Annotated in this window: 10 protein-coding genes; all 10 read left to right on the top strand. The window is 37.2% G+C overall.

Annotated elements, in window-relative coordinates; all coding sequences use genetic code 11:
* The first annotated feature begins 101 nt into the window (after positions 1-101).
* The 10 genes from AKG39_RS19460 to AKG39_RS16805 all read left to right on the top strand — a co-directional run bounded on the left by AKG39_RS19460 (position 102) and on the right by AKG39_RS16805 (position 14448).
* Positions 102-1079: a lamin tail domain-containing protein gene (locus AKG39_RS19460; RefSeq protein ID WP_083439634.1), complete on the top strand. Its 978-nt coding sequence runs from the start codon at positions 102-104 to the stop codon at positions 1077-1079.
* 472 nt (positions 1080-1551) lie between these two features.
* Positions 1552-2733 carry a YcjF family protein gene (locus tag AKG39_RS16845; protein ID WP_050741566.1) on the top strand — a complete coding sequence of 394 codons (1182 nt, stop codon included), beginning with the start codon at positions 1552-1554 and terminating at the stop codon, positions 2731-2733.
* Between the two features lie 676 nt (positions 2734-3409).
* Positions 3410-3766, top strand: a complete 357-nt coding sequence (locus tag AKG39_RS16840; RefSeq protein ID WP_050741565.1) for a hypothetical protein — start codon at positions 3410-3412, stop codon at positions 3764-3766.
* A gap of 230 nt (positions 3767-3996) precedes the next feature.
* Positions 3997-4707 carry a hypothetical protein gene (locus AKG39_RS16835; protein WP_050741564.1) on the top strand — a complete coding sequence of 237 codons (711 nt, stop codon included), beginning with the start codon at positions 3997-3999 and terminating at the stop codon, positions 4705-4707.
* Between the two features lie 624 nt (positions 4708-5331).
* Positions 5332-6669: a KAP family P-loop NTPase fold protein gene (locus AKG39_RS16830; protein ID WP_050741563.1), complete on the top strand. Its 1338-nt coding sequence runs from the start codon at positions 5332-5334 to the stop codon at positions 6667-6669.
* 393 nt (positions 6670-7062) lie between these two features.
* Positions 7063-10074 carry a type I restriction endonuclease subunit R gene (locus tag AKG39_RS16825; RefSeq protein ID WP_242852651.1) on the top strand — a complete coding sequence of 1004 codons (3012 nt, stop codon included), beginning with the start codon at positions 7063-7065 and terminating at the stop codon, positions 10072-10074.
* A gap of 5 nt (positions 10075-10079) precedes the next feature.
* Positions 10080-11717 (top strand): HsdM family class I SAM-dependent methyltransferase, encoded by a 1638-nt coding sequence (locus AKG39_RS16820; RefSeq protein WP_242852650.1) that lies wholly within the window; start codon positions 10080-10082, stop codon positions 11715-11717.
* Positions 11707-12960, top strand: coding sequence for a restriction endonuclease subunit S (locus AKG39_RS19455; RefSeq protein WP_083439633.1), 1254 nt, complete (start codon positions 11707-11709; stop codon positions 12958-12960). The genes AKG39_RS16820 and AKG39_RS19455 overlap by 11 nt, the downstream gene beginning before the upstream one ends.
* 55 nt (positions 12961-13015) lie before the next feature.
* On the top strand, positions 13016-13600 hold the full coding sequence (locus tag AKG39_RS16810) for a hypothetical protein (RefSeq protein WP_050741561.1): 585 nt from the start codon (positions 13016-13018) through the stop codon (positions 13598-13600).
* Between the two features lie 56 nt (positions 13601-13656).
* Complete coding sequence (locus AKG39_RS16805) at positions 13657-14448, top strand: hypothetical protein (RefSeq protein WP_050741560.1); 792 nt, start codon at positions 13657-13659, stop codon at positions 14446-14448.
* Positions 14449-14873: the final 425 nt, after the last annotated feature.

Genomic DNA, 14873 nt, shown 5'->3' with positions numbered 1-14873 from the left:
ATTCGAATTTTCATATAAAATGAAGTAACACTAAAATAAAAAATAAATGTTGGTGCGGTTGTGACGTTTGAAAAAGAAAACATTATAAGGAGGAGCGAAAAATGGCTGAATATAAAGATTTATGTAAACACAGGCTAAAGAAGGAAGCAGCTGTATTGACGCTGATACTCCTAGCTATATTTGTATTTACCGGTTGTACTGCGCCGGCTACAGTCAATGAAACAGATTTTTCCGGCTATACGCTGATTGAAGTCGATGGTGGGGCTCAATCGGGACAACGCGAGCCGAATGTGGTTGTTGATATTGGCTTTGGTGATCGCGAGTATTATGCCTTTACCAATGAATATGGGCAATTGATTAAGGTAACGGCCGCCGAAATTATTTTACAGGATGATGCGAAGGAACCGGTTCTTGCAACGGGAAGATATTATCCCGATGAAGCAAAAGTGCCTGGCGTTGAAAACCCCACATTGGATGAGGGCCATGTCATCGCCGATTCCCTGGGCGGCGTGTCAAATGCTTATAATATCACCCCCCAGGAGAGTACCCTGAATCGGCATGGCGATCAGGCGTATATGGAAAAGGTCATTCGTGATGCCGGTGGTTGTACCGATTTTACGGCGTTGATTACGTATCCAGACACGTCGACCCAGATACCAAGTCATTATAGTTATACCTACACCTTGAAGGGAAACGTGATTCATGATGAGTTTGATAATGTCAATCCCGATGAAGTGAATAAAGCGCTGGGCATTACCACTCAAAATGATGCGGTAAATACGGGTATCTCCATTAGCGAACTGGATAAAAAGGCCGAATATATTGTGATCAAAAATGCAAGTGCGAATGCGGTTGACCTGACCGGATGGAAAATTGTGTCAGTTTTAGGGAATCAGTCGTTCACCTTTCCCGCGTTTAGTTTAGCGCCAGGTGCCGCGGTTAAGATTGGCGATTCAGCCAATAATTCCGGGATCGATTTTCACTGGTTGGATGGTGGTGGTACCTGGAACAACAGCAAGAGCGATCCAGCTGAGTTATATGATCGCAGCGGTGAATTGGTTGATACCTATAACGATTAAAGATAAAACAGAAGTGCCTATCAATTAAAAAACGGAGATCCTGCGACCATGCTCCCGGCAATTTTAGAAAAAGAGAATGGCCGGGTCTTACTTTTTTTGGTGGCAATACGTTTGACCGGACTTGGCACCATGGTCGCACCATTCTCACCGTGCCAGCAATACGTTTGACTTCTATCCACGTCTCGGGTTTATACGCCCGAGGCTTTTTTCGTGCCTGCCTTTACTGCTTACAGGTCCTGCATCCTGGGCTTAATCTACTATTGGCGAAAAAGTGTTGAAAAAATCAATTAACAATGGCTTTTCCCCAAGGTTAGGAGTAATATTAAAGCAATATGAAACATTGAAGATTTACAACCATAAAATGCTACTCACGATAGAACTATGATAAAGGATTTATCATTCAAGTAATACGCAAAATTTACAAGCTCTATATTAGAGAGAAATGTGAAAAAATATGGAAAGAGGATAGAACATGAAAAGAGGAAATATATTAGTTATTGGTAATTCAGGAGTAGGAAAATCAACTTTGATTAATGCTGTTCTCGGTGAAGAAAAAGCAGCGACAGGAAGGGGTTCGAAAGGAACCACAGAGGAACTAGCTATCCATGAAAGTAAAGTGATACCCTTTAGAATCATTGATACTGTTGGCTTCGAACCATCATTTATTAAGGAACACAAAGCCATCAATGCGGTGAAAAAATGGTCAAAAGACAGTGCTAAAGAAGGACATGAGGATAATCAAATCAATGTGATTTGGTTCTGTGTCGAAGGAACAACAAGTAAGCTATTCCCTGAGACAATTAAAAACCTTTCAAGAGCAACATCAATGTGGAAGTCAGTTCCTGTCGTTGTCGTCATTACCAAATCCTACTCCGTTCCTGAAAGAGAAATGAATATCAAAATGGTAAAGGATGCTTTTGCTGAACAAAAAAGATATTCAAAGAATTTGGCTGAAATAATACCTGTTGTTGCATCACCATATGTCCTCAATGATATAGCTTTTGCGGCCCCTGAAGGAATTACTGAATTAATCGATGCTACAAACGATTTAATACCAGAAGGAATCAAAGCTGGTAAAAAGGATGTATCCACATTTATACTTAACCGGAAAAGAGCCTTTGCACAGAGCATTGTCGGTTTAACCACGACAGCAGCAGTTACTGTAGGTGCGATACCCGTTCCTTTTGCTGATGCGTTAATCCTGACGCCGATAGAAATAGGACAAATTAATGCCCTTGCAAAGCTATATGAAATAAATAAAGGTGAAGATTCCAAACAGTTCATTAATTCAATAATAGAAGTTGGTACCGTGGGCATTGCTGCAAAGACTGCGATAAGTGCACTGAAGGCTATTCCAGGAATAAACTTAGCTGCGAGTGTGATAAATGCCATTATTGCAGGTAGTATTGTAGCTGCCATCGGAGAAGGGTCAATCTATGCGTTTGAAAAAGTGTATCTTGGCGAAAAGAGCGTGGCGGATATTGATTGGGTAAAGAAAGTGATGGAAGTAAAATTATCATCACAATTCATTGAACAAGTAACGCTAATTACAGAAAAGATTGCAAAGAGTGGCAATACTAAAGATATTGGAAAGTTTATTACAGATTTGTTAGTGACGGTATTTGGTGTAACGGACAGTAAAAAAACAGCTTAAAGATAAAGGCTCTAAATAATAACAAAAATCCCTGAATGTATGCAACGGGGACGTTTGGGATCAGCGAAAAAACCGCGTTTTTTTGTTGAATTTCCAAACTATAAGAAACTTATTTTTAAAAAAGAATAGAGAGGAAGCGGAGACGCTGTGTCCCCGCCCCCGGCAATTTTAGAAAAAGAGAATTGCCCGGGGCTTGCTTTTTTTGATGGCAATACGTTTGACAGGTCTTGGCACCGTGGCCGCAATACGTTTGACCTCTCCCCGCGCCTCCGGCTAACGCCCGAGGCTTTTTTCGTGCCGGCCTTTACTGCCTACAGGTCCTGCGCCCTGGTCTACGCTGTCGCTAGGCCCAAGACTAAATCAACGGTTGATGTTTCGCCTTCGTCCTGCCGCGCACGGCAGAGCGAGCGGCGCCATTACTTTTTTGTTCGACGCAATCCACGGGGAGCGTGGGCTCCGCCGGCGTTGCTCTGCCGACTACGCCCACACAACCCCTCACAGCCTACCCGAAAACCGCTCGCACAAACGGCAGTGTACCGCACCCACCCACCCCATATAAGTTTGCTTACGGTTAAAGTGCAGTCGGCTATGATTTTGAAAAATCATAACCGACTGCACTTTTTTTTGTTGTATAATTAAAAGAAAGTGGTTTTAAATTTTATGGAGGTGTAGTAAGTTGGCGAAAATTACAAATGAAATGGTAAAGTGTTCATATGAAGTGGCAAAAGAAGTATATTCTGGTAAATTCTCTCGCAGTGAAGGAAAAACGGAAATCTCTTCACTTACCGGGATGGGTATTGGCTCCGCCAATGATTATATTACTGTTCTTTTAGAGATGCTCAGAGGGAAAGAATATCATCGAACGATAAATACCTTTGCAACAGAATACTATCTGGAAAATATTTTGAATGACTTCGGCCAGGAATCCCTGACAAAAGCGCTGTCAGCTGTAAAAGGGCATGTGAAGTATTATGCGACGCTGGGACATGGTAATTTGGTCAGTATCGAGGATGTCGCCAGTAAATTCGAATGATATCAACCATGCCCCAGGATTATTTCCTGGCGAATATTTTTCTTTTAGGCTACGTTTAATTTAGAGCGTTCTTATAGGATGTTTCAATAGAAGATTGTTTTCGATACTACAGTGATAAAAATTGAAAATTATATTCTTGTTTGCGACAAAATTTAGTGTGCTAAACGTTTCTATTATTAGAACAGCAAATGATAAAAAAACAGAGTCAAAAATTTCTAGGAGGATTTGCCATGGATACAATTTATGATTATGATAATGAATTTAAGAAAATCGAATTTTACGGTCGCTTTCATCCCGAATACTTGCCTTACGTGGGGAAAAACTATGACAAGACGAAAATATTGTTATGCGGTGAATCGAATTATATCAAAGAATCTGAACTGGAACCTGATGAGATTCAATTGATAAAAAGCACCGAATGGTATACAACTAATTCCGGAGATAAAGAAAAACTGCCTGATGAAAATTGTATTGATTGGTGTCAGAACCGTAAAATTATAAGTTCTGCATTGAGCGGTAAAAAGAACGGTGATTCAATACCAAGAGCACATTATAATATGTATATCAAGCCGGCAATAGTCTTTCTTGATATTTTTCCGCAAATTGGGAACCCATGGGATGCGTATACCTATTTTGCTTCGATGAACTATTACCAAAAACCTGCCGTCAGAACCGGTAAAAGTATCGAATCAACTATTGAAGATAATCAGTTTGCGGCTGCAAATTTGAGTCGAGTTGTAAATGTGCTTAAACCTGAGACGATCATCTTTTTATCTAAAAAATCATATCGGGCTTTTAAAGCCAATGAACCGGATGAATTAAAAGAGTTGGATATTGATGCCTGTGCTCATCCTACCTGTGCCTGGTGGAATAGAGATAATGGTAACCATGGACGGGAATTGTTTAAAAAAATAATCAAGAAACGAATAACAATCGCATAACCTTAAATTTTAGAGTTACTGGCATAACTTTTAGTAGGTTTAAGCCTGCAGAGGAGTTGGCAGTAAATGCATCAGCCTTAATTTTGGGGCTCATAGTTTTTTTCATCATTGGTTTAACACATGATATTCTTGAAATATCAGGAGTGAAAATTAAGGAGTACTTATCTATGAGAACTAAAAGAATGATAATTTTGGCAACATGCTAAAAATCTATACTGTATTCGGTGTGGACTATGGGCGCTAATTTTATAGCTGGTGCTCTGCTGGCTTAAGCCTACTATGACAAATTAGGTACCGTCACCGTTTGCCAAAATGGTTTGTTTCTTCCTACGCCCCCGGCTATCGCCCGGGGCTTTGTTCGTCTTGGCCTTCACTGCCGTCGAACCTGCGCCATGGTCTCTGCTATCGCTGCGCCTAAACGCTAACTAAACGCTCCTCTTCGCGCCTACTTCCTAGCCTGCCGGCCAGAGCGAGCAGCTTATCAGCGTTTTGGGTTCGACTCCGTTTATCGGTACGTTATTCTGCTTTTGTCGTGGTCTCTACTTCATTTAATTTATTTTACAAGTTGTAGCAACCAATGTGAAAGCGTATACTAAATGTAACAAAGAAATGGGTGGTGCGTAAATGAAAACCGAATTGACAGAGCTTTTTAGTCAACGCGAAAAATTTCTCGAAGTAATTTATGAATATAACTGTATTGAAAATAACAAGATATGTTCTTTAAATGGTGACTGGGGTAGCGGCAAAACATTTTTCGTTAATAAAATGATTGAAATGAACAATGCCGATAGTGGTCTTAATATCATAAATTTTGATGCCTGGAAACATCAAGGAAACCGTGACATTAATGCTATTTTCCTTGAAGGAATATATGATGATTTAAAAACGAAATATTACGGAGATGATTCTTTTTATGAATTTTTAGTAAAAAACAGAAAGAAAGCATTCGAAAAAACCTGGAAAATATTATTGCAAGCAATTCCAATGGGTGAAACGCTGCGTGGCGGCATTGGTGCAGGTAAGGAATTAATTGACGAGTTTAAAAATAGCTGTACATTTGAAATACTTAATAACGAAATCATAAACAAATTTATCGAAGAAAAAGAGTTTTATGAAATTCTGATTAAAATGATGTTTCCAGAAAATGTAGATGCAACCAGTACTGTTGAAAAACCCGAAAAGTATTTGATTATCATCGATGAGTTGGATCGCTGTGAACCAAAATTTGCAATTGAAATAATAAAGAAAGTCATATACATAAATAGGGAAATTGAAAAAATTAACAAAAATGTTAACTTTTTAATCTGTATTAATAAAATCGAATTTGCCCATCAATTAAAGCATTATTATGGTACCGAATATAATACGGAACAATATTTTGATAAAATATTCGATTATGAGTTCGAATTGCCAAATGGTTTCTCTCATCTTGAGTATCTTAATTTATTTTTTAATGACATTGGGCCATTTACTGAGGAAGATCTTTTGTTTTTCGGTAGAAAAGAAATTGCGGCTTTATTTAGAACTTTAAATTATCGAAAGTTAAGAAGTCTAGCAAATCGTATAAATTCAAATGAAAATTTTAAAAAATGCAAACTGGAATCGAGAACGAATAGATTGTATTTTAACATGGAGATTCTAAAACTTGCAGACTACGAAAAATATTTAAGCATAAAAAGAATAGTATTACAGTTACGAGCGGATAAAAATATCACTTTCATTTCATATGGTATTTCCACGCAATCAAATGGTACTATCGCGTTAAATTCTTTTGAAGATATTCATGAAATAATACAAGATATTAAAGAAATTACGGTATATTTTTCATTTAAATTCCAAGATCATATTGATGTTGAGAATCAAGTTGATAATGAAACTCATCAGATGGAGGTTACGAGTCTAAAGGACATATCCAATGTTGATATAATTACACTTATTAAGACCTATGATTTTTCGATTTGATTTTTTGTGTTTCTTTTGAAACCTATGAATAGACTTACCGAAACATTGTTTAGTTTTAGATGGTGGTTGGACACCGTTCCAAACCGCATGTTTTATCGCAGTCGGCCTCAGTCAACTATAACCTGTAGAACTGCAGTAACCAGCCGAAAAATGCGGGGTTAGACATAGTTATGAAAGAATTCTTTACTATAGCCATATACTAACCAGAAGAGTATAATTAAAGATACGACAAAATAAATTAAAGTTAAGACAATTGCAAATATTAGCTGTTAGGTTAGTGTGAAAAACACCGCATTCATAAAAGACAAAAATTTAATCACAATTACGTTGTTCAGTTATAGAAATGTACCCTTGTTTGCTGCAATATAAAAATCCTGGAAATGGAGCATTTTAATGATGAGTTACATACATAATGAAAATTCAAGAGTGAAAATACCAGCGTTGGTTCATTTTACTCGGCTCGGTTATGATTATATTTCCCTAAAGAACTGTCAGGAAAAATTTGATGAAGATACAAATATCTTTGTTGATACTTTTTGCGAGTCACTAAACAGAATTAATGGTAAGAACCTATCTATCACAGAAACACAAAAAATAATTGATGAAATAAAAATTGTATTGAATGCTGATGATCTTGGCAGAGGTTTTTATAATATCCTGCTCACAGGTTATAATGGTTTAAAGTTGGTTGAATTTAATTCTGACTGTCGTGTTAAAAATACTTTTCAGGTTGTCACGGAACTGACTTGTAAAAATGGGAATGATGAATTTCGACCTGACATTACGGTATTAATAAATGGTTTACCACTTGCTTTTTTGGAAGTTAAGAAACCAAATAATAAAGATGGCATCCAGGCGGAATATACCAGGATGAACAAACGGTTTAGAAACAAAAAATTCAAACGTTTTGCTAATATTACGCAATTAATGGTTTTTTCCAATAATAGCGAATACGATGACAATGAGATTGTGCCATTAGAGGGCGCTTTTTATGCCGCCAGTAGCTATGAAAAGTTATTCTTCAGTCATTTTAGAGAAGAAGACACAAGTATAGTTAATAGTTTAAAGCCCATTGACACCCAATCTGAAAATTTTATATTAAAAGATACGAATCTTGTATCAATCAAAAGTATGCCAGAATACCAGACGAATCTCGCTCCAATAACGCCAACGAATAGAATCATCACTTCATTGTTTTCACGGGAGCGTTTTTTTGATTTTCTAAATTATGCCATAGCATATGTGGAAAAGACCAATGATGACGGGATCACGAAAATCGAAAAACACCTGATGCGCTATCCACAGTTTTTTGCAACAAAGGCCATTGAACAAAAGTTAAGTGCTGGGTCAAAAAACGGTATAATTTGGCATACTCAGGGTAGCGGTAAGACAGCTTTGGCTTATTATAATGTTCACTATTTAAAAGACTATTATAGGAGACAAGGTGTTATTGCAAAATTTTATTTTGTAGTAGACCGACTCGACCTGCTTACCCAGGCTGCGGATGAATTCCGTGCACGTGGGTTATATGTGGAAGAGGTAAACTCAAAAGACGATTTCGTTGCCAATATTAAAACAACAGGGACAACGAATAATACAGGCCTTGATACGATAACAGTATTGAATATACAAAAATTTTCAGAAGAATCTGTAGCCCGAGCGGCAGACTATAATATCACAGTACAGCGTATTTATTTTCTTGATGAAGCGCATCGCAGTTATAAACCAACGGGTTCGTTTCTGGCAAATCTAATAAACTCCGATAAAAATGCCGTGCTGATTGCTTTGACGGGAACACCGTTAATTGGGGATGGCTACAATACCAAAGACGTGTTTGGTGGGTATATTCACAAGTATTATTATAATCAATCCATTGCAGATGGCTATACGCTCAAGCTCATACGCGAGGGGATCGCAACAAAATACAGAATGAAATTACAATCATCATTGAATGAGATTGAAATGCATAAAGGCGCTATTTCGAAGAAAGAGTTATATGCTCATCCTAAATATGTGACAGCACTGGTGGATTATATTATCAATGATTTCAAAACTAGCAGAATTATAATGAATGATGAGACGATTGGTGGTATGATTGTTTGCGATTCCTCGGAGCAGGCTCGGGCAATTTTCAAAGCTATGAAGGATTCGGTGTTTAGTACAGCCCTTATTCTTCACGATGAAGACAATACAGAGTTGCGGAGACAAAATCGTAATGCTTTTAAAAAAGGTCAGATTGATTTTTTGATTGTCTATAATATGTTACTGACTGGGTTTGATGCGCCACGCTTGAAGAAATTGTATCTTGGTCGTATTATTAGAGATCACTCTTTGTTGCAGGCGTTGACCCGTGTAAATCGTCCTTATCAGAAGTTGCGCTATGGTTATGTTGTCGATTTTGCAGATATTCGTGTAGAATTTGACAAGACCAATAAGGCATATTTCGATGAACTACAGGCTGAATTGGGTGATGAATTTAAACAGTATGACAATATTTTCAAAACAACCGAAGAAATTCACAATGATTTACAGTTGATTAAAGACAAGCTATTTTTCTATGATACAACGAATGCTGAGGAGTTTTCTAAACAAATAAGTGCAATTAAAGATAAGACGGTTTTAATTGAATTACGACATGCACTGGAATTATATAAGGAGTTGTACAATATTGCTAAACTCTTCGGCTATGAGGAATTGTCTGATAAATTCGAATTGGTGAATATTAGCGCCCTCTACAATGAGGTTAATAATCGCATTAATCTTATTAATCTTAAGGAAAATATTCAGAATGCAGAGGATATGAGTGCTGTTTTGAATCATGCATTGGATGAGATTGACTTCCAGTTTAAGAAGATTTCAGAGGATGAACTGATTATTGCAGATAAATTCAGAGATAGCCTTGAAAGAGTTCGGAGAGAAATGCAAGGGAATCTTGATCCCAAAGATCCGGTATATGTTACTTTAATGGAAGAACTACAGCGTCTGTTAAAGAAAAAGCATATTGAAGAATTAACAGGGGCAGAAATGAAAGCATATATTGCAGAGCTGGATCGCATACGCCAGGCAGCAGAAAAGAAAAACCGTGAAGATCAAATGCTCACAAAAAAATACGAAAATGACCCCAAATTTATGCGTACTCATAAGCGCTTAAGAGACGCACCGCCACCACTCGCAACTGATTCAGTTTTATATAATGTGTTAGTATCGCTTAAACACCAGATTGATGGACGCGTGTTGACAAATGAGCGGCTTCTGGATAACGAACCATTTTTTGTTAGAGAAATTTTACCTTTAATTAAAAATGGTTTAAGTACCAATAATATACAATTTACAGCCCCTCAGGTTAAATATGTGGGCGCTTGCATTTCAAACGAATATTTTACTGAAAGGAATTGGGCAAATTAATGCAAATGTTAGACATTAAAGGACAAACAAAATCGATGATCGACGATATCAAGGCCATATGTACAAATTATGGTCTCGGTAACGCCAGCAGCGAGTATAAAATTATTACGGAGGTTTTTCTCTATAAATTTTTAAATGATAAGTTTATCCACGAGGCAAGACAAATTGAACCTCGTTTTTCAAAATTGACGGCTGTTGAAGTTGAAGCAGCCATGCTGGAAATGCCAGATGATGATTACGAAATGATGTTGATAGATTTTGGCGGTGCAACGGCATTATTAAAAAAAGATCACTACATCAGCTATTTGTTTAGACATATGAATGATGAGGGTTTTCATACCCTTTTTGATGAGACGCTAATCGATATTGCAAATTATAATATCGATATTTTTTCTGTGCAGACCGGTGGGCAATCAAAGATCAAGCTGTTTGATAGTCTTTCACAGTTTGTCATTGAACAAGAAAAAAAGGACAGCTTCTGTCGGGCTATTATTGACAAGTTGGCAAACTGCAGCTTTGATAGTGTATTTAGCCAGAAATATGATTTTTTTGCGGACATTTTTGAATATCTCGTTAAGGACTATAATAAGGATTTCGGCAAATATGCCGAGTATTACACGCCACATTCGATAGCCAGAATTATAGCCAGAATTATGGTACCAGAAGAGGTGCAGAATGTGACTGTTTACGATCCAGCGGCTGGTTCTGGTACATTGGTTTTGGCGCTTGCCCATGAAATAGGGGAACAAAACTGTACCATTTTCACTCAGGATATATCACAGAAATCCAATGAATTTCTGCGTTTGAATTTAATTTTAAATAATCTTGTTCACTCATTACCTAATGTGGTGCACGACGATACTCTGATCAATCCCAGACACCTCAATGCAAAAAAAGATGGGCTGATGACTTTTGATTATATTGTATCCAATCCGCCTTTTAAGGTGGATTTCAGTGATAACCGTGACACCCTTGCCGGAGAGAAGTATCAGAAACGTTTTTTTGCTGGGGTGCCAAATATCCCCAACAAGGACAAGAATGGTATGGCGATTTATCTGATGTTTCTGCAGCACATCATCTATTCTTTAAATAAAGAAAAGGGAAAAGCAGCGATTGTTGTGCCGACTGGTTTTTTAACAGCAGGTACTGGCATCCCCAAGAAGATTCGCCAGTATATTGTCGATAATCGGATGCTGCGGGGTGTTGTTTCCATGCCTTCAAATATTTTCGCCACCACGGGTACGAATGTTTCAATACTATTTCTTGATTGTGAGAATAAAGAGGGGCAGATTATTTTGATGGATGCTTCAAAGCTCGGAACCAAGGTTAGAGAAGATGGCAAAAATCAGAAAACAGTGTTGAGTACTGATGAAATACGTAGTATTATAAATACTTTTAATACGGTTGAACCGGTGGATGATTTTTGCGTTGTGCTGGATTACGCTGATATTGAAGCTAAGAAGGTTTCTTTCTCAGCTGGTCAATACTTTGATGTAAAAATTGAATACTTTGAATTGACACAAGAAGAATTTGATTTGAAAATGAATGATTACATGGAACGCTTAAATGCTTTCTTTGCAGAGGGGCAAAAGTTGGAAACAACTTTACAGGAACAGTTTAGACGGGTAAAGTATGAAGAATAACTTTAAAAAGTATAAAATCGGAGATTTTTTGACGGTTAAACATGGGTTTCCATTTCAGGGTAAGTATTTTACCACTGAAGGTAAATATATTGTTCTTACACCGGGAAATTTTTATGAAAACGGTAGCTTTAAAAGAATTATTGGTAAAGAAAAATACTATGCAGCTTCTTTCCCAAAAGAATATTTATGTACTGTTGGTGAACTTATAATTGCGATGACCGAGCAAGCAGAAGGTTTGCTTGGCAGTACAGCAATTATACCTGAAGCCGGTATTTATTTACATAACCAGAGAATTGGTCTTATTTCATGTAATGAAGATATTGTAGATCAGGTATATATATATTACTTATTTATGACAAAATCTGTAAGAAAACAGATACGTGATACATCTTCTGGTACAAAGGTCAAGCATACTTCCCCAGAACGTATATATGATGTTGATGTACTTATACCTGAAAGGGATGAGCAGGAAAAAATAGCAATACTATTGCGTAACATCGATAAAAAAATAGATGTTAACAATTGCATTATTTCCGAACTGGAAAAAATGACAAAAACTATCTATGATTATTGGTTTCTACAATTCGATTTCCCAGATGATAAAGGTAAACCTTATCGTTCATCTGATGGTGAGATGGTTTGGAATGAACAATTAAAAATAAAAATACCGATGCATTGGAATGTCGGTAATCTCTATACAATTGCTACATTTACTAATGGCATCGCATGTCAAAAATATAGACCAAGTGAAGATGAAGACACGTTACCAGTAATCAAGATAAAAGAAATGCACAGGGGTATTACAGAAGACACGGAAACGGTAACTGTAAATATACCAGAGAAAATAAAAATCCGTTGTGGTGATATATTGTTTTCATGGTCAGCAACTCTTGAAGTTCAATTATGGGCGGGACAGACTGCTGCTTTAAATCAGCATATTTTTAGAATCACACCGAAAGAACCTTATACAAAAAATTATGTTTATGAACAACTGGCATCGTATGTAGGAAAATTTATAAAAATGGCCGAAGCTCGAAAAACTACAATGGGTCATATAACCAGCGATCATTTAGAACAAAGCCGGATTGTTTTACCGCATGAAGAAATTATTGTACAGTATGAAAAGAAAGTGGCACCATTATTTATAAAGATTATGAAAACGACGCAAGAAAATCAAGAATTGAAAAAACTACGTGATTGGCTCTTGCCCATGCTAATGAATGGTCAAATCAGGCTGAAATAACTAACTGGAAAGAGGGCTATTAAATTTTCATTGTAAGTCGTTTGAAAGGAGAAATATGGACAAAATAACATTTATTGAAAGTTATATAGAAAGATGTGATACCACTGACGGAGCCCAAGGGAAACTAATTTATGAAATAGTGTATGCTTTTGGAAATGAAATCCCAAACATCGAAAATGGATTAGAAGAGTTTAGTCTAATCAGGGATTTAGATCCATCGATTCATGCATACACACAGGATTTAGAGAAATTAAAATCAATCCTCATAAACTATAAATTAGACCTTCAGCGTGAAGACAAGCTCAGAAGTGATGAGTTAAGAATGCTGGAGCTAAAAAACCAGATAACGATCAACAATAATAACACCAATAAATCAACGGCGATTTCCTCTTCTTTGGCTTCTGTTAACTTAACCATCAATCAAACTCTTGAGAGTATCAACCAGTTACCAGAAGAAATAATCGATGATGAAGGTCGTCAAAAACTCGAGGAAATGCTGTTAATCATTGAAGGAATGAAAAGCAAAAAAGATAAAAGTGGTATTAAATCAAAAGTCGGGAATGTTATTAAATTCATTGCTGATAAGGGTGTTGATGTATTTATTGCTGTTGCGCCATTCTTGCTCCAGGCGGCAAATTAGCACCGAGCTGCTTGTTGTTTTGAAATTCAAACAAAATTATTGGAAATGAGTGTTTTATGAAGAAAAATGGTTTAAACGATGATTATACAACTTTTATAATTTTCATCTTCACTGTGTTCGTTATTCTGTTGCCATGCCTATATTTTCAAGAAAATATAGGCACTAGTACAATCGATGCAACGGGTATTTTATCTTTTTACGGTTCAATATTTGGTGGCTTTGCAACACTAGTCGCTGTCGTGATGTCCATTAATCATTCAAAAGTGCAAATCCTCAAAGATCGCATTCTTTCCATTAAACCATACCTACAGGCCTGTTATAAACCTTGTGAGGCAAGGGATACAATAGACCATTCTTCAGATTTAAAAGAAATGTATATCGCAGTTGATTTAACTACCAATAAGATTAAGTCTTGCTATGAATTACCATCTTATTGGGATGTAACTGAGGATAAGGTTATCAAAATATTGAGAAATAAAAGAGAGCATTATCTTATTGAATATACCTTATCCAATGTAGGGGCCGGAAATGCGGTTAATTTAATAATGACGATAAACGGAGAATTTAATTATGCATTTCCACATATGGCGTTACCGGTTAACAAAAGTCAAACATTATTTATACGTTTTAGTAATTTAGATGAGGATTTGCAAGAAAAATGCATATCACTTTTATTCCGGTATTCTGATATACATTCAAAAGTAATTTATGAGCAGATGGATGAGATAGTCATTTGCAGAGGTACAAAAAATGAAGATGATTTTCTGTCTTCACGTCAAGAAAAAGCAATGAAGCCGCCAGTTGAATTGCCAGATTATACAATTGATGATTTACTGAAATTAATATAATTGTCGTTTCTATTACCTCTTCAACGATTACTTAATAGAATGGTTCTAGCACGCCTCCGGCTAACGCCCGAGGCTTTTTTCGTACCTGCCTTTACTGCCTACAGGTCCTGCGCCCTGGGCTACGCTGCCGCTAGGCCCAAGGCTAAACTAACGTTTGATGACTCTGCCTTCGTCCTGCCGCGCACGGCAGAGCGAGCGGCGCCATTACTTTTTTGTTCGCCGCTATCCACGGGGAGCGTGGGTTCCGCCGGCGTTGCTCTGCCGACTACTCCCACACAACCCCTCACAGCCTACCCGAAAACCGCTCGCACAAACTGCAGTGTACCACACCCACCCACCCCATAGTGAGTTGTTTACGGGATTTTAATTAGAGTGTGCCGTCAGCAGTTTCAAATAAATATTTTCCTAACCAAAATTTTTTCGTG

The sequence above is a fragment of the Acetobacterium bakii genome (assembly GCF_001263355.1).
GTDB lineage: Bacteria > Bacillota > Clostridia > Eubacteriales > Eubacteriaceae > Acetobacterium > Acetobacterium bakii.
The sequence above is the reverse complement of the archived record's forward strand: the minus strand, read 5'-3'. Positions and strand labels throughout refer to the sequence as shown.

Coding starts and splice junctions, on each gene's coding strand:
- AKG39_RS19455 (WP_083439633.1), top strand. CDS start 11,707: ATGAAGAATAACTTTAAAAAGTATAAAATCGGAGATTTTTTGACGGTT.
- AKG39_RS16825 (WP_242852651.1), top strand. CDS start 7,063: ATGATGAGTTACATACATAATGAAAATTCAAGAGTGAAAATACCAGCG.
- AKG39_RS16835 (WP_050741564.1), top strand. CDS start 3,997: ATGGATACAATTTATGATTATGATAATGAATTTAAGAAAATCGAATTT.
- AKG39_RS16820 (WP_242852650.1), top strand. CDS start 10,080: ATGTTAGACATTAAAGGACAAACAAAATCGATGATCGACGATATCAAG.
- AKG39_RS16830 (WP_050741563.1), top strand. CDS start 5,332: ATGAAAACCGAATTGACAGAGCTTTTTAGTCAACGCGAAAAATTTCTC.
- AKG39_RS16805 (WP_050741560.1), top strand. CDS start 13,657: ATGAAGAAAAATGGTTTAAACGATGATTATACAACTTTTATAATTTTC.
- AKG39_RS16810 (WP_050741561.1), top strand. CDS start 13,016: ATGGACAAAATAACATTTATTGAAAGTTATATAGAAAGATGTGATACC.
- AKG39_RS16845 (WP_050741566.1), top strand. CDS start 1,552: ATGAAAAGAGGAAATATATTAGTTATTGGTAATTCAGGAGTAGGAAAA.
- AKG39_RS19460 (WP_083439634.1), top strand. CDS start 102: ATGGCTGAATATAAAGATTTATGTAAACACAGGCTAAAGAAGGAAGCA.